This is a genomic window from Pandoraea sp. ISTKB (assembly GCF_001721285.1).
Classification (GTDB): Bacteria; Pseudomonadota; Gammaproteobacteria; order Burkholderiales; family Burkholderiaceae; genus Pandoraea; species Pandoraea capi.
The window spans coordinates 1-16,935 of record NZ_MAOS01000064.1 but is presented as its reverse complement, the minus strand read 5'-3'; the positions used below and the strand labels follow the sequence as shown (position 1 = coordinate 16,935).

General features: G+C 63.7%; 19 protein-coding genes. 9 read left to right on the top strand and 10 right to left on the bottom strand.

Features of this window, described 5'->3' with window-relative positions; translation table 11 throughout:
- Positions 1-31 precede the first annotated feature (31 nt).
- Positions 32-1,015 carry a flagellar brake protein gene (locus A9762_RS23105; protein WP_083254218.1) on the top strand — a complete coding sequence of 328 codons (984 nt, stop codon included), beginning with the start codon at positions 32-34 and terminating at the stop codon, positions 1,013-1,015.
- Between the two features lie 69 nt (positions 1,016-1,084).
- On the opposite strand, the gene xth is transcribed toward A9762_RS23105, so the two are convergent.
- Both xth and A9762_RS23095 read right to left on the bottom strand, forming a co-directional pair.
- Positions 1,085-1,864 carry an exodeoxyribonuclease III gene (gene xth / locus A9762_RS23100; RefSeq protein ID WP_069344332.1) on the bottom strand — a complete coding sequence of 260 codons (780 nt, stop codon included), beginning with the start codon at positions 1,862-1,864 and terminating at the stop codon, positions 1,085-1,087.
- A 39-nt stretch (positions 1,865-1,903) separates the two neighbouring features.
- A complete protein-coding gene (locus A9762_RS23095; RefSeq protein WP_069344331.1) occupies positions 1,904-2,617 on the bottom strand; it encodes a riboflavin synthase in 714 nt (237 codons plus the stop codon).
- 126 nt (positions 2,618-2,743) lie between these two features.
- On the opposite strand from A9762_RS23095, the gene A9762_RS23090 reads away from it, so the two are divergent.
- On the top strand, positions 2,744-2,998 hold the full coding sequence (locus A9762_RS23090) for a hypothetical protein (protein ID WP_069344330.1): 255 nt from the start codon (positions 2,744-2,746) through the stop codon (positions 2,996-2,998).
- Positions 2,999-3,097: 99 nt separating this feature from the next.
- On the top strand, positions 3,098-3,322 hold the full coding sequence (locus A9762_RS23085; RefSeq protein ID WP_069344329.1) for a hypothetical protein: 225 nt from the start codon (positions 3,098-3,100) through the stop codon (positions 3,320-3,322).
- A 102-nt stretch (positions 3,323-3,424) separates the two neighbouring features.
- Here the strand turns inward: A9762_RS23085 and A9762_RS23080 are convergent, their stop codons facing one another.
- Positions 3,425-4,507 (bottom strand): calcium:proton antiporter, encoded by a 1,083-nt coding sequence (locus A9762_RS23080; RefSeq protein WP_069344328.1) that lies wholly within the window; start codon positions 4,505-4,507, stop codon positions 3,425-3,427.
- Between the two features lie 390 nt (positions 4,508-4,897).
- Between A9762_RS23080 and A9762_RS23075 the strand changes: the two genes are divergently transcribed.
- From A9762_RS23075 to A9762_RS23050, 6 genes are all read left to right on the top strand, one after another.
- A complete protein-coding gene (locus tag A9762_RS23075) occupies positions 4,898-5,611 on the top strand; it encodes a FadR/GntR family transcriptional regulator (protein ID WP_069344327.1) in 714 nt (237 codons plus the stop codon).
- An 84-nt stretch (positions 5,612-5,695) separates the two neighbouring features.
- A complete protein-coding gene (locus A9762_RS23070; protein WP_069344326.1) occupies positions 5,696-6,451 on the top strand; it encodes an SDR family oxidoreductase in 756 nt (251 codons plus the stop codon).
- A gap of 19 nt (positions 6,452-6,470) precedes the next feature.
- Entirely contained in the window at positions 6,471-7,331 is an 861-nt protein-coding gene (locus A9762_RS23065) for a fumarylacetoacetate hydrolase family protein (RefSeq protein ID WP_069344325.1), read from the top strand.
- Positions 7,332-7,487: 156 nt separating this feature from the next.
- Complete coding sequence (locus tag A9762_RS23060) at positions 7,488-8,249, top strand: SDR family NAD(P)-dependent oxidoreductase (protein ID WP_069344324.1); 762 nt, start codon at positions 7,488-7,490, stop codon at positions 8,247-8,249.
- A 226-nt stretch (positions 8,250-8,475) separates the two neighbouring features.
- Positions 8,476-9,138, top strand: a complete 663-nt coding sequence (locus tag A9762_RS23055; protein WP_069344323.1) for a DNA-3-methyladenine glycosylase I — start codon at positions 8,476-8,478, stop codon at positions 9,136-9,138.
- Positions 9,138-10,010, top strand: coding sequence for a 23S rRNA (adenine(2030)-N(6))-methyltransferase RlmJ (locus A9762_RS23050; RefSeq protein ID WP_069344322.1), 873 nt, complete (start codon positions 9,138-9,140; stop codon positions 10,008-10,010). The genes A9762_RS23055 and A9762_RS23050 overlap by 1 nt, the downstream gene beginning before the upstream one ends.
- Before the next feature lie 202 nt (positions 10,011-10,212).
- On the opposite strand, the gene A9762_RS23045 is transcribed toward A9762_RS23050, so the two are convergent.
- The 7 genes from A9762_RS23045 to A9762_RS23015 form a co-directional block, all read right to left on the bottom strand.
- On the bottom strand, positions 10,213-10,932 hold the full coding sequence (locus A9762_RS23045; protein WP_069344344.1) for a pseudouridine synthase: 720 nt from the start codon (positions 10,930-10,932) through the stop codon (positions 10,213-10,215).
- 68 nt (positions 10,933-11,000) lie between these two features.
- Positions 11,001-11,789, bottom strand: a complete 789-nt coding sequence (locus A9762_RS23040) for an ABC transporter permease (RefSeq protein WP_069344343.1) — start codon at positions 11,787-11,789, stop codon at positions 11,001-11,003.
- A gap of 52 nt (positions 11,790-11,841) precedes the next feature.
- The gene (locus A9762_RS23035; protein WP_069344321.1) at positions 11,842-13,026 is read right to left on the bottom strand and encodes an ABC transporter substrate-binding protein; all 1,185 of its coding nucleotides are present in this window, start codon (positions 13,024-13,026) and stop codon (positions 11,842-11,844) included.
- A gap of 35 nt (positions 13,027-13,061) precedes the next feature.
- A complete protein-coding gene (locus A9762_RS23030; RefSeq protein ID WP_069344342.1) occupies positions 13,062-13,844 on the bottom strand; it encodes an ABC transporter ATP-binding protein in 783 nt (260 codons plus the stop codon).
- An 80-nt stretch (positions 13,845-13,924) separates the two neighbouring features.
- Positions 13,925-15,055 (bottom strand): acyl-CoA dehydrogenase family protein, encoded by a 1,131-nt coding sequence (locus A9762_RS23025; protein WP_069344320.1) that lies wholly within the window; start codon positions 15,053-15,055, stop codon positions 13,925-13,927.
- Positions 15,052-15,618 carry a carboxymuconolactone decarboxylase family protein gene (locus tag A9762_RS23020; protein ID WP_069344319.1) on the bottom strand — a complete coding sequence of 189 codons (567 nt, stop codon included), beginning with the start codon at positions 15,616-15,618 and terminating at the stop codon, positions 15,052-15,054. Before A9762_RS23020 ends, A9762_RS23025 begins: the two co-directional genes overlap by 4 nt.
- Before the next feature lie 193 nt (positions 15,619-15,811).
- On the bottom strand, positions 15,812-16,897 hold the full coding sequence (locus A9762_RS23015; protein WP_083254220.1) for an AraC family transcriptional regulator: 1,086 nt from the start codon (positions 16,895-16,897) through the stop codon (positions 15,812-15,814).
- Positions 16,898-16,935 lie beyond the last annotated feature (38 nt).

Below are 16,935 nucleotides of genomic sequence, written 5' to 3'. Positions count from 1 at the left end.
CTCTCAGGGGTTTCGTACCCTCCCAGGCATCATGCACTCGACTTGTATTGCGTCAGGCTATCCGGGGTTCGTGGCGGTCAATCGTCGCGAGCTTGACGCACACGCTCCTCTTTCCTGGCCTTTGTTCGACGCCGACGGCACACCGTTGCTGGCGGCGGGCGAGCGATTGCCCTCCGAAGCCGATCTCGATTGGCTCTTCACCATGTTTGCGCCGCACCGGCCGCTGCCCGACGGGGCGACGACGGGCGAGGCGGCGGGGCGCACGGAGGCGGCGAATTCGGCGTCTCCGCTGGGCACCAGTGGTTCGACGGTTTACCTGCACGGTCTGCCGGTCCCGCTGCCGATTGGCGCATGGCTTCAGGTGCGGGTCGCACCGGATGCCGAAACGGCTCGCGTACGGGCCAGACTAATCGGGCGGGCACCCAACGGCATGCTGCTCATCACACCGCCCTCGGCGGGCGAGACGCGCCTGCCGGTGACCGCAGGCGACAAGCTGGCGCTCTGGACCTTTCCGGGCGATAACCTGTACGAATTCACTTGCGACGTGCATAGCGTGCACCACGGGCCGTTCGATTACGTGGTGCTGTCACGTCCCGCACAGGTGCGCGAGACGCCGGTGCGTCGCACGCCACGCGTCGACACACGGCTCGTGGCGCGACTCTCGCCGATCGACGAGACGTCGCGTGCCTCGTTCCGGCGCCTGCTGGCCGACCCGCAGGACACGCCGGAGTGGCTGGTACTGGTGCGCGACATCAGTGCCGATGGCGCGGGCATCATCGCGAAGGCGCCGTTGCCGGAGGGTTGCCATCACGTGGCATTGCAGTTCCGGGTGCCCATCGGCGCCGACATCGTGCCGATTCTGGGCATGGCGGCGGTGCGAAGCGTTGAAGGTCCGCGCGCGGACGGCACGTGGGCCTATGGGCTCGAATTCATGCAGATGGACACCCGCAACAAGGCGGCGATTCGCTGCTTCGTCTACGAGTCCCGGCTGACCGATCCTCGCGCCAGTCATTGACGGATTGTCGGCGGCGACGCAAAAAAACGGCACCCGAGGGTGCCGTTTTTTCTTGGCTGCGTCTGCGCGTCAATCCTTGAACGTGGCGACGACAGGCGTGTGATCCGAGGGCTGTTCCCAGGTGCGCGGCACACGGTCGATTTCGCAGGCGGTGCAGCGCTCGGCCAATGCGCCCGACGCGAGAATGTGATCGATCCGCAGACCTGCGTTGCGCCGGAAAGCGCCCATGCGGTAGTCCCACCAGCTGAACGTCTTCTCCGGCTGATCGAACATGCGGAAGGTGTCGCGCAGGCCGAGACCCTGCAATCGCGCAAACGCCTGACGCTCCTGGGGCGACACCAGATTGCAGCCTACCCATTTGGCCGGGTCGTGCACATCGCGATCTTCCGGGGCGATGTTGTAGTCGCCGAGCACGGCAAGCTGCGAGTGGCGTTGCATCTCATCCGACAGCCAGTGGGTGAGGGCGTCGAGCCAGTTCAGCTTGTAGGCGAACTTGTCGGATTCGAGCGACTGGCCGTTCGGGAAATAGCCGCACACGACGCGCACGCCGCCGATGGTCGCGGTAATGAGGCGTTGCTGTTCGTCGGGGAAGTTCGGCAGATTCTTCACGATATCCGTCGCTTCACCCACCTTCGCGTGGTTGACCAGCAGCGCGACACCGTTATACGTCTTCTGACCGGTGAAGTGCGACGTGTAGCCGAGGGCGGCGATCTCCGTGATCGGAAAGTTCTCGTCGGTCAGCTTCAGTTCCTGAAGGCACAAGACGTCGACCGGATTGCTGCGCAGCCAGTCCTGTACGTGTCCGAGACGAACCTTGAGCGAGTTGACGTTCCACGTAGCGAGTTGCATGAATGTCCTTGATGAGTGAGCGTCAGGCTCAGGCGATATTTAGGCGTGATCGGTCGGCAATTTCGGCACACCGACGAAGTCGTCGAGCGAAAGCCCTTTCTCCTTGAGCAGGGCTTCGAGCACCGGTTGCAGGCGGCCGAGGCTTTCCTGCACGGCTTCGCGCACGGTATCGACCACGACCTGCGTGCTGCGCTCGATCTCGATATTCACGCGTGAGCCGGCGCCCTTGTCTTCGAACGTCGTCATGCGGCGTGTTTCCGGAATCAGCCAGACCTCGAACCAGCCTTCCTGACGATTCACTTCCGAGACGGTCAGACTCGCGCCGTTGATCGCAATGTAGCCCTTGGCGAAAACGTACTTGCGAAAGGCTTCGGGAATGGCGATACGCAATACGCGGTTCGTATCCGAAGTGCGCACGCTGAGAATTTCGGTCGAGAAATCGATATGCCCGGACAGCGGATGGCCGCCGATCTCCGCGCCATCCTTGGCCGCGCGCTCCACGTTGACCTCTGCGCCGACGCCGAAGCTGCCGAGCGTCGTCACGTTCAGGCTTTGGAGGATGATGTCGAACGACGCCGCCGTGGGCGAGAGCAGTTGCGTGACCGTCAGGCAGCAGCCGTCGACGGCGACGCTGGCGCCGAGCGTCAGGTCTTCGCAGAAGCCTTCGGGAAAGGCCAGCTCCAGGGTGCGCATGCCGTCGCGATCTTCGATGGACGACAGCGTGGCCGTGCCTTGAACAATTCCTGTGAACATCGTGATGTCGGTAATAAAGAGTCTTTAGGGGGCTATGCGGCAGTATTCTACTGCCTGGCGACGGTATGCCGCTCGTCATGCGTCGTGCTACGATGCCGCCTTTTCACGGGATCTCGACAGATCGTTATGGGTTTCGAAGGCTGCCTGCTGGCGGATGACTTTTATTATTGGGCGGAGACGTCGCCCGCGCCGGATGGGCAGTTCCACGGAGTGGTGCACTTTACCGGATGGCGCGATGTGGACGATGTCATCGAGACACTGGACCCGCCGCTGACCCACACGACGCCCGAGGCGTACCGCTGGGCGAGCGATGCGCTCGAAGCCGCGCATGCGCTGGCCAGGACGCTGGCTGCCGAGGGTGACCTCGGAATCGAACCCTGAACGATCGATGTTGATCGATGTGAATGCTGGCGCCATCAAGCCAGCCCCTGTCGAATCCAGGCCGCATGTCGGCCGAACGCAAGCTTTACGGACAGCACCATGACTCAGACTAAATTTGAACTTCAAAAGCGTCGCGGCCTGAAGATCGGCGCCGGTGTGCGTCGCGGCCCGCCATCGGGCAAGCAGGTTGGCGCTCAGGGCAAGCGCGGCGCAGGCGGCAGCAAGTTGCTGGGCGCGCTGCTTGGCGCGCCTTCGGACGACACCGATGCCGCCGATGCCACTCACGCCGACACGGCGCCCGATCAGGACAAGTCCAAGGCCTGAACGGCTTTCGGCCGTATGACGGTAGTGCCGGGCTGACGCGCATGTGGCCCGCCCGGCCGTTCTTTCGTCGATATCAGTCCTTACTTCCGTTCAGGGCTTCGCTCAGGGAACGATGGCCAGGAACAGGAAGGCCGCGAACAGCACCAGGTGAACGGCGCCCTGCAGTACGGTCGTGCGTCCGGTGCCGAGGGTGATCACACCAACGAGCAGCGTTACCGCAAGCAGCACCGTTTCCTTCGGCGCGAGACCCAGCTCGATCTGATGGCCGAGCAGTAGCGAGACGGCAGCCACCGTCGGAATCGTCAACCCGATACTGGCCAGTGCCGAGCCGAGCGCCAGATTCAGACTCGTCTGAAGTTTGTTGGCACGCGCGGCGCGCAGGGCTGCCAATCCTTCCGGCAACAGCACTAGCGCAGCAATCACGATACCGACGACCGCCTTCGGCGCTCCCGCCACGGCCACGGCCTGTTCGACGGCCGGCGAAAGCTTCTTCGCCAACCCCACCACGGCCAGCAGCGCCACTACCAGCAGCCCCAGACTCAGCACCGCCGTACGACGCGACGGTGGCGGCACATGCACTTCTTCGCTGGGCGCCTTCGCGAGGAAGTAGTCGCGATGGCTCACCGTCTGCACGAAGACGAACACCATATAAAGCACCAGCGAAATCATGCCCTCGAAGGCCAGTTGCGAGGCCGTGAGGCCCGGGCCAACCACCGAACTGGTGTAGTTCGGTAGCACCAGCGTTAGCCCGGCGAGCGCACACAGCACGGCGAGCGCAGCACTCGCGCCCTCCACGTGAAAGCCTTGCGTATGGTGACGAACACCGCCGAACAACAGGCACAGCCCGACGATGCCGGTCGAGACGATCATGATGGCGGCGAACACGGTATCGCGCGCCAGTCCCGCCTTGTCCGGGCCACCGGAGAGCATGACCGAGACGATCAGCGCGACTTCGATGATGGTCACGGCGACGGCGAGCACCAACGTACCGAACGGCTCGCCGACCTTGTGGGCGACGGTTTCGGCATGGTGCACGGCGGAAAACACGGCGCCGGCGAGCGCGACGGCACAGAGCGTCAGCGAAGCGCTATTCGGCAGGAACCCGGCAACGGCGAGGGCAATGAGGGCCACGATGGGCATGTACATCGTCCAGTGGCCTAGCTTGGCGGTCTTTGAGGAGGACATCGTCGGAGACTCCAGGATTACGGGGAACAGGGTGCAGCCGGGGCGCAACCGATCAGGCAGCGGATCAAGCAACGGCGGGAACATTGCCCCGATGAGAACCTCGGGGCGACGAGTCATGGTCGCAGAAAAGTGACACTCCGACAACAGAAAGGCGTTGACGTGCCGCGAGACGAGTGCTGTGACGTCAGTCCATCGAAAGGCGCATGGACAAACGATCTTGCGCGATCACACGTTTGACTCCGAGTCCGGATTCGTCGAGAAATTCCGTTGAATTCGCAGCGAAATGCGAAAGCCCGTTTTGTGAGGATCGGGTAAGCGACATTTGCCGTTGACATCTCATAGGTGACAGGCGTACTGTTTCGTTCATTGGTCTTACCACTGAACAGCAATATGTCTTTCGATCCCATCGTGCAGGTTTCCGTCTCGGAGCAGGTTGCGCAGCGTTTGCTGACGATGATCCGCACCGGCCTGCTCAAACCCGGTCAGCAACTCCCGCCCGAGCGCGACCTTGCCACCATGCTCGGTGTCGGGCGTCCGGCGGTGCGCGAGGCGATCCGGGGACTGGCGCTGCTCGGGTTGCTGCGTATCCGGCAGGGCGAGGGAACGTTCGTCGGCTCGTTGGAAATGCGCGAACTGCTCGAACCGCTGGAGATGGTCATCGAACTGAACGCGGGCACGCTCGAAGCGTTGTTCGACGCGCGTCTGGTCATTGAGCCGGGTGTGGCGGCGCTGGCGGCCACGCACATTGCCGACGAGGACCTCGCGCGTCTGCATGCGCTCGTCGACGACGAGGAGGCGCTGCTCGGCAGTCCCGAAACGTTTTCTGCGGCCGACATGACGTTTCACGAGACGATTATCGACGCCTGCGAGAACCCATTCCTCCAAAGCATCGCTAACAGCCTCTATCTGCTGGGCAAGAAGAGCCGCCGCGTGACGTCGCAGGTCGATGGTGTGCTCGAACGAAGCTTGCAGGATCACCGTCTCATTCTAGACGCCCTGGCCGCACGCGACCCCGAGCGCGCCGCGCAAGCCATGCGCCAGCATCTGTGTCGCGTGCGCGATGCCTACGCGGCGTCGGTGGCCGCTGACTCAGGCGCGGACTGAGGCATTACCAGATTCGCCCATCCCGAAGGCACGACATCTCATTCCTTTTACCCACTTTACCCACAGGCTCACGAGGAGACACTCATGACTGGCCGGCTGGCGGGCAAAACCGCCGTCATTACTGCTGCGGCGCAAGGCATCGGACGCGCCTGCGTCGAAGCTTACTTGCGCGAAGGCGCGCGCGTGGTTGCTACGGATCTGAATGCAGACACGCTCGCGCAACTGGACGATCACGCGCATCTGGTGCGACGTGCGCTTGATGTCACCGATAGTGCTGCCGTGAATGCGCTGGCGAGCGAACTCGGTGCCATTGACGTGCTGTTCAATTGCGCAGGCTTTGTCCATCACGGTTCGATTCTCGAATGCGACGACGCCGCATGGGACTTCTCGTTCGATCTGAACGTGAAGAGCATGTACCGCACGACGCGGGCGTTTCTACCCGCGATGCTTGCCGCTGGCGGCGGCGCCATCATCAACATGTCGTCGGCGGCGTCCAGCGTGAAGGGCGTGGCCAATCGTTGTGTCTATGGCACGAGCAAGGCGGCCGTGATCGGCCTGACGAAGTCGGTGGCGGCGGATTTCGTCGCACGTGGCATTCGCTGTAACGCCATCTGCCCGGGAACGGTCGAGTCGCCGTCGCTGCGCCAGCGTATCGCCACGCAGGCAGACGCGGCGGGCACGAGTCTGACGGCGGTGCGCGACCAGTTCGTGGCGCGTCAGCCGATGGGGCGTGTGGGCACGCCCGAAGAAATTGCGGCACTTGCCGTCTATCTGGGTTCGGACGAATCCTCGTTTACCACCGGCGCCATTCACCTGATCGACGGCGGCTGGTCCAACTGATTTCGCAAGGAGAAAAGCTTTGAAACTGCTGCGTTACGGCCCGAAGGGCCAGGAAAAGCCGGGCCTGCTCGATGCACAGGGCCAGGTGCGTGACCTCTCCGGCGTGCTTGCCGACATCACCCCGGAGACGCTGAGTCCGCAAGGGTTGGCGGCGCTGCGCGCACTCGACGTGACGGCATTGCCGGTGGTGGCCTCGCCGGGACGTCTCGGTGTGCCGTTCTCGGGCCTCGGCAAGTTCCTCGCGGTCGGCCTGAACTACAGCGATCACGCTGCCGAATCGGGGCTGGCCGTGCCCTCCGAGCCGGTGCTGTTCACCAAGTGGGACAACTGCCTGACCGGCCCGAACGACCCGGTCGTGTTGCCGAAGGATTCCGTCAAAGGCGACTGGGAAGTCGAACTGGGCTTCGTGATCGGTACCACCGCGCGTTACGTCCCGTTGGAGAAGGCGCTGGATTACGTGGCGGGCTACTGCGTAGTGAACGACGTGTCCGAGCGTGAATACCAGATCGAGCGTGGCGGTACGTGGGACAAGGGCAAGGGCTTCGACACGTTTGGTCCTGTCGGCCCGTGGCTCGTGACCACCGACGAGATTCGCGATCCTCAGCAACTCGGGCTATGGCTCGATCTGAACGGCGTGCGCCGTCAGACGGGCAACACTTCGACGATGATTTTCAGCGTGGCGTATCTCGTGCACTACTTGAGCCAGTTCACCACGCTCAAGCCGGGCGATCTGGTAACGACCGGCACGCCGCCGGGCGTGGGTCTCGGCCAGAAGCCGCCGGTGTTCCTCAAGCCGGGCGATGTCATGCGACTGGGCATCGACGGACTGGGCGAGCAGACGCAGGAAGTTCACGCGTATGACGCACGCCTGCTCGATTGATCGGGCGTGCCCGATTCTTTTCACATCGGTCCGGTAAGTTGACGACAATGGGGCGGTGGCGCGAGTCGCCGCCCCATTGTTTTGGCATGGCATCGGCGTTGCAACGGCCGGCGTGCCCTCAGCATTCGTCAACGACCTCATTGGAAGCGACACATCATGGAAGACCTGAAGGGTAAATTCGTTCTGATCACCGGCGCGAGCACCGGCATTGGTGCTGCGGCGGCCAAGGCATTCGCGGCACAGGGCGCAAACGTCGCCGTGCACTACAACCGTTCGGCGGACAAGGCCGAAGCGGTGGCCGACGCGGTGCGCGCGTACGGCGTCAAGGCAATGACGGTGGCCGCCGACGTCCAGGACACGGGGGCGATCGACGCGGCCGTGGCGCATGTGCTCGACGGTTTCGGTCGCATCGACGTGCTGATCAACAACGCCGGCAGCCTCGTTGCGCGCACGCCGTTCACCGAAGTCACCGATGCCTATTTCGACGAAGTGCTCAACGTCAACGCGCGCTCGGTCGTCGCGTTCTCGCGCGCGGTCGTGCCCGCGATGCGCCAGCAGGGCGGCGGGGCCATCGTCAACGTGACGTCGATTGCGGCGCGCCATGGCGGAGGCCCGGGCGCGCTGATCTATGCGGCGTCCAAGGGGTTCGTCAGCACGCTCACGCGTGGCATGGCCAAGGAGCTGATGGCCGATCGCATTCGTGTGAACGCCGTGTCGCCGGGCGTCATCATGACGCCGTTTCACGAGCAGTTCAGCACGCAGGCGCAGATCGATGCCTTCCGTCAAAGCATCCCGATGGGGCGCCTGGGCGAACCGGACGAGTGTTCGGGGGCGTTCCTTTATCTGGCATCGGAGACGCTGGCCAGCTATGTGACGGGGCAGATCATCGAAGTCAACGGCGGACAGTTGATGGTCTGACGCTGGCGGGGCTTGGTATCCCGTCCTGGGTGCTTAGTCCGTTCCCCGTCTTGTGCTTATCCCGCTCGATCGTCGGAATATTCCGAACAGGCATCGCCTGAGCGCCCAATATCGAGCGGGAGATGCCGTCGCGGGTTCGCTTCTCCCGCAATTGCTGGCAAACTTGCCCCATTCGTCTACCAACGTTCGCCGCACCCATGTGCGCGCAACTACTATCGAGGGGCAAATGGAACGCTGTCCGTGGAGCGAAGGCTTCGAACAATACCGTCAGTACCATGATCAGGAGTGGGGCGTGCCGTTGCGCGACTCGCGCGAATTGTTCGAATTGCTGATGCTCGAAGGAGCGCAGGCCGGGTTGTCATGGTCCACGATCCTCAAGAAGCGCGACACCTACCGCAAGGCTTTCGACAATTTCGATCCGGTGCGTATTGCCAAATATGGTCCCGAGGACGAGGCACGCCTGATGGCCGATGCGGGCATCGTGCGCAACCGGTTGAAGGTCAACGGCGTCATCAAGGGGGCCCGTGCCTATCTGGCCATGGAAGCGTCCGGCACGCGCTTTAGCGATTTCGTCTGGCAATTCGTCGGCGGGGAGCCGTTGCAGAATCGCTGGGCGTCGCTGAGCGAAGTGCCGGCAACGTCTGCCGCATCGGACGCCATGAGCAAGGCGCTGAAGAAGGCCGGTTTCACCTTTGTCGGCTCCACGATCTGCTATTCGTTCATGCAGGCGTCTGGCATGGTGAACGACCATCTGGTGGCGTGCCCGCGACACAAGGCGGTGAAGGCGCTCGCCGCGGACGAAGCGAAAGCCGGTGCAGTGCTGGCGCGGAAACGCCGTACGGGGGCGTCGTCGGCTACAATTCGGCCTGACGAATCAGGATCTGCCTAATGTTCAGCTACCGCCATGCCTTCCACGCCGGCAACCACGCCGACGTACTCAAACACTTCATCGCCGTCGAATGTATCGATTACATGCGCCAGAAAGACACGGCGTTCTGGTACATCGACACGCATGCGGGGGCAGGCGGCTATTCGCTTGAAGGCAAGTGGGCCGACAAGACGGGGGAGTACGAGACCGGGATCGGCCGTTTGTGGACGCGTGACGATCTGCCGCCGGCGTTGGCCGATTACGTGGCGCTCGTGCGCGAGTTCAATCCGGACGGCAAGCTGAGCTATTACCCGGGCTCGCCGTATTTCGCCCTGCAACTGCTTGGCGATCGCGACCGTCTGCGATTGTTCGAGGCGCATCCGACCGAGCAGGATGTGCTGCGCGAGAATTTCGAAGCGCAGGGGCGTGCGGTCGCGCGCCGCACGATGATCTTCGGTGCCGACGGGTTTGCCGGTCTCAAGACGATTCTGCCGCCGGCGCCGCGCCGTGCCTTCACGCTCATCGATCCGTCCTACGAGGACAAGCGCGACTACACGCGCACCACACAGACGGTGCAGGAAGGTCTCGACCGCTTCCCGACGGGCATGTATGCCGTGTGGTATCCGCTGGTGCAGCGTCGCGAAGCGGCGCAGTTGCCGGAGCGCATGAAGCGACTCACGATCGACGAGAAGCCGATCAAGAACTGGTTGCATGTGGCGCTCACGGTCTGCAATCCGGTCCCGGGCGGCATGGGTTTGCACGGCAGCGGAATGTTCATCGTCAACCCGCCCTACATGTTGGAAGAGACGTTGAAAACGACGATGCCTTATCTCGTCAAGGCGCTGGGTCAGGACAAGGGCGCGAAGTTCCTGCTGGAAGGTAAGCAGAGCTGACGCGACTGAGCGCGCAGGGACTGCTCGAGTCTAGGGACAGCTGGACAGCGGAGCCGTGGGCCGGTGAGCGGGTGAGGGCGGAGGAGGCTGCGCGGGTTGCGTGGCCGCTGGAACTGCCCGATCTGGCGATGTGTCGATCTGCCGAGTGGTGTGTGGCGGCGCCCCGAAGCCGAGACTTCGGAACGCCATGCCGCGGCGCGGATTACTTGCCGGTTTGCGGAACTTCGTACGGCAGCGACAGCAGTTCATCCGGCGAAAGATAGCGCCATTCGCCGAGTTCCAGATTCCCCATCGGCAATCCGCCGATGGCGGTCCGTACCAGACCTTCCACGCGATTACCTGCGGCGGCGACCATCCGCTTGACCTGATGGTATTTGCCCTGCGTGATCGTCAGCGCAATTTCGTGGGGCGACGGGCTCATGACGTCCGTTGCCGCGAGCGGTTCGGTCTCGTCTCTTAGCAGCACGCCGTTGCGCAGTGCCTGCAACATCTCTTCCGTTACCGGGTGCTTCGTGGTGGCGACATATCGCTTCGGCACATGACGACGGGGCGACATCATGGCGTGCAGGAAGGGGCCATCGTCGGAGAGCAGCAGCATGCCGGTCGTGTCCTGATCGAGGCGACCGGCCGGTTGCACGCCGCGCACGGCCAACGGCAACGGCAGCAGCGAATGCACGCCCTCATGATGCGTCGGACTCGTCGAGCACTCAAAGCCCTCCGGCTTGTTCAGCAGGAGGTAGACGTGCTCTCGGTAGTCCCACGTTTCGCCGTCGAGCGTGAATTGCAGGCCCGTCGGGTCGATCGATTCGCGGGGATTGTCGTGCACGACGCCGTCGATGGCGAAAGCGCCGGATTGAATGAGCTTGCGGCACATCTTGCGACTGCCGAAGCCCTGAGATTGCAGTAAACGTTCGAGCTCGATGATGCGTTCTCCGTCAGGCATCGGGATTCAGGCCGCTATTGTAGCGGCCTGTCGCGGCCTGGCGCGATTTACTCCTCCTGCGTGGCCCCGCTGAACCGGCGGTAGATGAATCGCGCCGCCCAGTCGAGGGCGAAGCCCAGCACACCGATCACGAGAATGACAGCGGTCAGTTCCGAATAGGCGAGACGGTCGCGAGTATCCAGAATCAGATAACCCAGACCGGCGTTCACGCCCAGCATTTCCGCCGGCACCAGCACGATCCAGAGAATGCCGATGGCCAATCGCACGCCCGTAAGGACATGCGCGGCAATGCCCGGGACGTAGACATGCCAGAGCATTTCCCAGCGTGTCGCGGCAAGACTCTCCCCGAGTTGTACCCAACGGCGATCGATGTGCGTGACACCCGCCGCCGTGCTCATCACGAGCGGCCACAGGGCGGCAAACGCCAGCAGAAAGTACACCGCAGGATCGCCGACGCCGAGCGACATCACGGCAATCGGCATCCATGACAGCGGGGACACCATGCGCAGGAATTGCAGCGACGGGGTGAGGGCCTTGTCGAGCCAGCGGACCCGCCCGATCAGAAAGCCAAGCGGCACGCCCAGCACGATGGCCCACGCAAGGCCGACGGCGATGCGGCGCAGACTCGCAAGGATGTGAAGCCCGAGTTGCTCATCGCGAATGAGGTCGGGCAGGGCGTTGAGTGCCGCCGCCGGCGAGAATTGCGACGCGAGCGAGCCGGACGTCGTGAACAACGCAATGCCCAGCCACCAGATCGCCACGATGCCGGCGAGCCCCGCCAGCCCGAGCCACGCGCGTCGCGCGGGACGTGTGGTCGACGTCCCTACCGTCTGCAACGCGGCGTTGCGGCTTTCGCTCACCGGAGGCCGCACACGGCCGGACGCAAGATCAGACAACGATAACCTCCTGACGCGTGAAGCCTTCCGGCAAACCGAAGGCCTTCATGCCGCCCACGGCCGCGATGCTCTTCTTGACGAAGCGGTCGTCGACGAGATCACGTGCCACGAACGCCGGATCGAGTTTGGCCAAAAACGACGCGTTGCCTTCGACCTGCGTCTTTTGCATGTTGCGAACCAGCGCTTCGGTGTAGCTCGGATACGGATACGGCTGGAAGTCGATGCGCTTTTCGTGCCAGTCGGCGTGGATGATCGCCTTGTCTGCCAGATAGCGGCCTTGCTCGGATGCTGCCGGTGCCAGCACGCGTTGCAGCACCTGGAACGGATGCGGCGTGTAGCGGTTTTCGCCTTCTTTCGATAGCAGACGAGCGGCATCTTCGGGATGGGCGCGCGTCCAGGCCTGCGCCTTGACGATGGCGTCGACGACCTTCTGCGACCATTCCGGGCGCGCGGTCAGGTCGCGCTCGTGCATGGTCACGACGCAGCAGGCATGGTTCTTCCAGACGTCGCCGGTGAAACGCAGCACCTTGCCCACTTTCAGATTTTCCGCCGCCGCATTGAAAGGCTCGGCCACGATGTAACCGGCAATCTGCTTCGCGGCAAGTGCCGGCGGCATGTCCGACGGCGCCATCACGATCAGGTTGACTTCGTTGGCTGCGGGCGCGCCGTTCTTCTTGAGCACCGGCGTCAGGCCATTGGCGGCGAGCAGGTTCTGCAATACGACGTTGTGGATCGAATACCAGAACGGCACGGCGACGGTCTTGCCGCCGAGGTCGCTGACCTTGTTGATGTCGTTCGTTACGGTGATCGCGCTGCCGTTGACGTGATTCCATGCCACGACCTTGGCTTGCGCCTGACTGCCGTAACGTGCCCAGACCGTCATGGGGGAGAGCAAATGAACGACGTTGACCTGGCCCGACAGGAATGCCTCGATCAACTGCGCCCAACTGCGCAGCAACGTCGGCTTCTCCGCCTTGATGCCCGCCTGTTCGAAATAGCCGTTGTTATGTGCTACGAGCAGCGGTGTGGCGTCCGTGATCGGCAGATAACCGATGCGCAACGGGGCATCCGGCTCAGTGGCGGCACGCGCGGCGGCCGATGCCAGCAGTGGGGCTGCGCCTGCAACCGTCATCATCGAAGCGAGTTTGAGCCATTCGCGGCGGGAAATTTGGCACATGGTCTGAGAATCCCCGTGGGTGTCGTCGTAGAGACTTATCGTGTTGGGTGAGGCGTTGTCGCGTCGCGGGACATCGCGAGTTGCAACGCTTGCAGTATTTCGATACGCAGGGCGCCGAGCGCTTCCACCTGCGCTTCGCGCGGCGACGGTACGTCGATTTGCCACTGTGCGAGCGTGCGTCCCTGATTGCCAAGCAACACGATGCGATCGGAGACGAGCAGCGCCTCGTCGATATCGTGCGTCACCAGCACGGTGGCGGCCCCGGTATCGCGTACGACCGTCACCAGCAGACGTTGCATGTCGGCACGCGTGACTTCGTCCAGTGCGCCGAAGGGCTCGTCGAGCAGCAGCGCACGTGGCTGACGGGCCAGGCAGCGCGCAAGCGCTACGCGCTGCGCCATGCCACCCGACAACTGACGAGGATTGAGGTGATGTGCGTGCGCGAGGCCGACTTCGGCCAGTGCTGCGTCGATGCGGGTGCGTCGCACGTCGCGTGCGAGTTTCGGCTGCCGCGCGAACGTCAGTCCGAAAGCGACGTTGCGCTCCACCGAGAGCCACGGCAGCAGGCACGGATCCTGGAAAGCGAGTGCGACGTCGGGGCGCGGACCCGTGAGCGGCGTATCGTCCACTGTGACCGAGCCGTCGCTAGGCGTGAGCAGTCCGGCAGCAATACGCAGGAGCGTCGATTTGCCCGAGCCGCTGGGGCCGAGCACGGAAACGAGTTCGCCCGGCGCTACCGAGAGATCGACGCCCCGCAGAATCGCGCGCTCGCCATACGACAAGCCGATATTGCGCAGGGTCAGAAAGGGAGCGACCAATGACGAAGCGCGCGAGGCATCCTCGCGCGCGGTGGCGATGAACGTGTCGGTATGCGCGCGTTGCGTCGCCGTGGGTTGGGTCATGAAACCGTTCCGAGTTTGAGGTGTTGCGCCCGTTGTGCCGCAAGCTGGTTCTTCAACTGCACGAGGCTTGGTGTGACGATCGGCACGAAGGCCGCCTCGCGTTGACGCCGCGCCAGACCCGAGAGTCCGCGCAGATAACCGCGTCCACCACCAGTCTGCACTTCCAGCGTTGCGGCGTCGTGAACCAGCTCCGCGAGCGCAATGCGCAGCTTGAACAGACTCGCCGGGGTGTCAATGAAGTCGCCCTGCCTCACACCCGTCTTCAGGCGTGTGGTGAGTGTATCAAGTTGGTCGGTCAACGCGGCAACGTCGTCGACCACGGCCGCGCGCGCGCCCGGTCCGCCTTCGTTGGTGGCGGCAAGACTGCGACGTGCCAACCCCAGCGACATGCCGCATTGCAGTCCGAGGAACGCCGGGCGCACACGCACAAGCCAGGCGGGTGCGTCGTCGGTGATGCGGTCGTCATCGGTGAGGGGAGTCTCGGCCATTTGCAGTGCCGCAGTATTCGTGCCGCGCAGTCCGATCAGATCGAGATCGTCGCTGCGCGTTACGCCCGGGGCATCGTGGGCGATGGCGAAAATCGAGGGCGGGCCGCCGGCTTCATGATCGACGGCGGCGGCGGCGACGAAACCCTGCTTGCGCAAATTGGTGATCCACGGCAGGCCGCCGTTGATTCGCCACGCGTTCGCGCCGTTGCCGCGCGGCGTGTCCGTCGCGCGAATTTGCAGCGGTTCGATCGCGGACAGAAACTTCATGGCGTTCGACAGGCCGGTTGCCCCCGCGAGTTCACCGCAGAGCAGGGCGGGCAGCAGGCGATCGCGCAACGCGCGATTCGGGCTTTGCAGCAAATATTCGATGAAGGTGCGCTGTCCCCAGAGCACGAACGCCGCCGCGAACGAATGCCCGGCGACCTCGGCCACGTTGTCGATCGCATCGCCGATCGTGCCGCCGGTCCCGCCCAGCTCGACGGGCACGCCAATGCGCAGCAGGTCCGCGCCGGCCAGTTGCGGCACCACGTCGGCACTCAGCGTGGCGTCCGTGTCGAGCGTCTCGGCGTTGGCGTCGAGCCAGTCCGCGAGCGCCGGGGCGCGTGCGGCCAGTCCGTGCAGGCTGGGTTGGGCGTTCATGCGGCTTGCACCTTCGGCTCCCAGCGGTAAGCCGCCAGTTGCGGGTTCAATTCGTTTTGCGAAAGGTTGTTCGCGAAGTTGCAGAGCGTCGCGAGCGATACGCCAAGCACCACTTCGAGTGCGGCAGCATCGTCGAATCCAGCCGATTTGAAGGCGGCGAATTCGGCGTCCGAGACCGCGCCACGCGTGGCGATCACTGCGCGTGTGAAGACGGCAACAGCGTTCAGACGGGCGTCGGACAACGTGTCCTGATCGCGGATCTCGTTGACGAGGGCTTCGGGCAGTTGCGCCTTCTTGAGTGCGACGGCGGTGTGGCCGGCAACGCAGAAGCCGCAGCCGTGAATGCCCGCTGCCGTGATTTGCACCACTTCGCGCTCGGCGAGCGTCAGGCTGGCGCGGCCGTTGATGGCGCCGACCGTCAGATAGGTTTCGAGTGCGGTAGGCGCGTTGGCCAGCGATGCCACCAGATTCGGCAGGAAACCGTTCGCGGCAAGCGACTTCTCCAGAAACGGACGGCTCGCCTCAGGGGCGGTTTCAAGGGTGTGCAATGGCAGTCGGCTCATATCGGGCTCCTTACAGTCGAGCCCCCATTGTGCGCAAGCCCGGCCAGATGCTCAATGCGCGCCCGTCTGGAAATTCTGCGGATTTGTCTCATCGAGGGGCGGAAAGGTCCGATGTCTTTCGCGCGACGTGCCGATGCTGCCCTGTCGACGTGATGTAGGTGGGATGTCGGTAAAGCGGCGAGAGCAGGTGCTGTCAGTGCAGCGGATACGTCGCGGAGGCAGTAGCCGTGGGCTGGGAGGCTTCGGTGCTCGCGTGGGCCGCCTGACGACGCCACGCGCCCGGCTGCACACCAGTCACGCGTTTGAAGGCTTGCGCAAAGGCCGATTCCGACTGGTAGCCGACTTGCTCTGCGGTATCGGGCAGTGAGACGCCCGCGCGCAGCAGCGCTGCGGCCGTCTTCATTCGCACCAATGTGACGAACTGCGCCGGCGGCTGCCCGCCGATTTCCGCGAACTGCTTGCAGAAACGAGCGCGCGACATGTGCACGAAATCCGCCATGCTGTCCGTTGTCCAACGCCGTGCAGGTGATTCGATGATCGCGGCGGCAAGACGGCCGAACGCGTCTCGGCGCATCAAGCGCCACATCCCCGGCGCCACGTCTTCCGCATGGACGGCTTCACGTAACGCGTAGTAGAAGAGCAGGTCGGTCAGACGTGCCAGTAGCGGCGATGGCGTATCCCCGGGGCGTCGCGCTTCGGCTTGTATCAGCGTGAAGATTTGCGTCATGCCTTCCAGTCGGCCGCTGTCGCGCCGCGCGACGATCGGATTCGGCAGCATGCCCAGCACCAGCGCGTCCAGATCGGTACGGAATTCGAAGAATCCGCATGCCAGAGCGACGGATGAGGTCTCGGGTGACGGTTTGCGCGGCGCTGCGGTGAGCGGCGTCATTTGGCCGAGTCGGGTCGTCAGGTCGCTCGGCGGTGTTGCCGACGATGTGAGCGCGTGCGGTACATCCGAGAGCAGAAAGACCGCATCGCCCGTGCTCAGCGAGATGGTGCGTGCGGGATTGCCGGAATCTGCGCCGATGTGCAGGTAGCAGCCGCCATCCAGCACGACATGGAAACTTGCGCGTTGATGTCCTGCTGTTGATGCTTGGTATGTGCCGCAGTACTCGCCGACATGGAATAGGGTGCTCTTCAACTCAAGCCCCGCAAGCAACCAGTCAGCCACGCGATCAGGATGTTCGCCGGCGACGTCGGTTGGCGCGTGGGCGAGCGTTGCCGATGCAGTATCTTCCGCAACCCCGATCGCCCCCTCGATGCTCCGCTTCTCTTGCATCATCGCCAACTCCAAGCCCTTGGTACTTGCGTACCTTA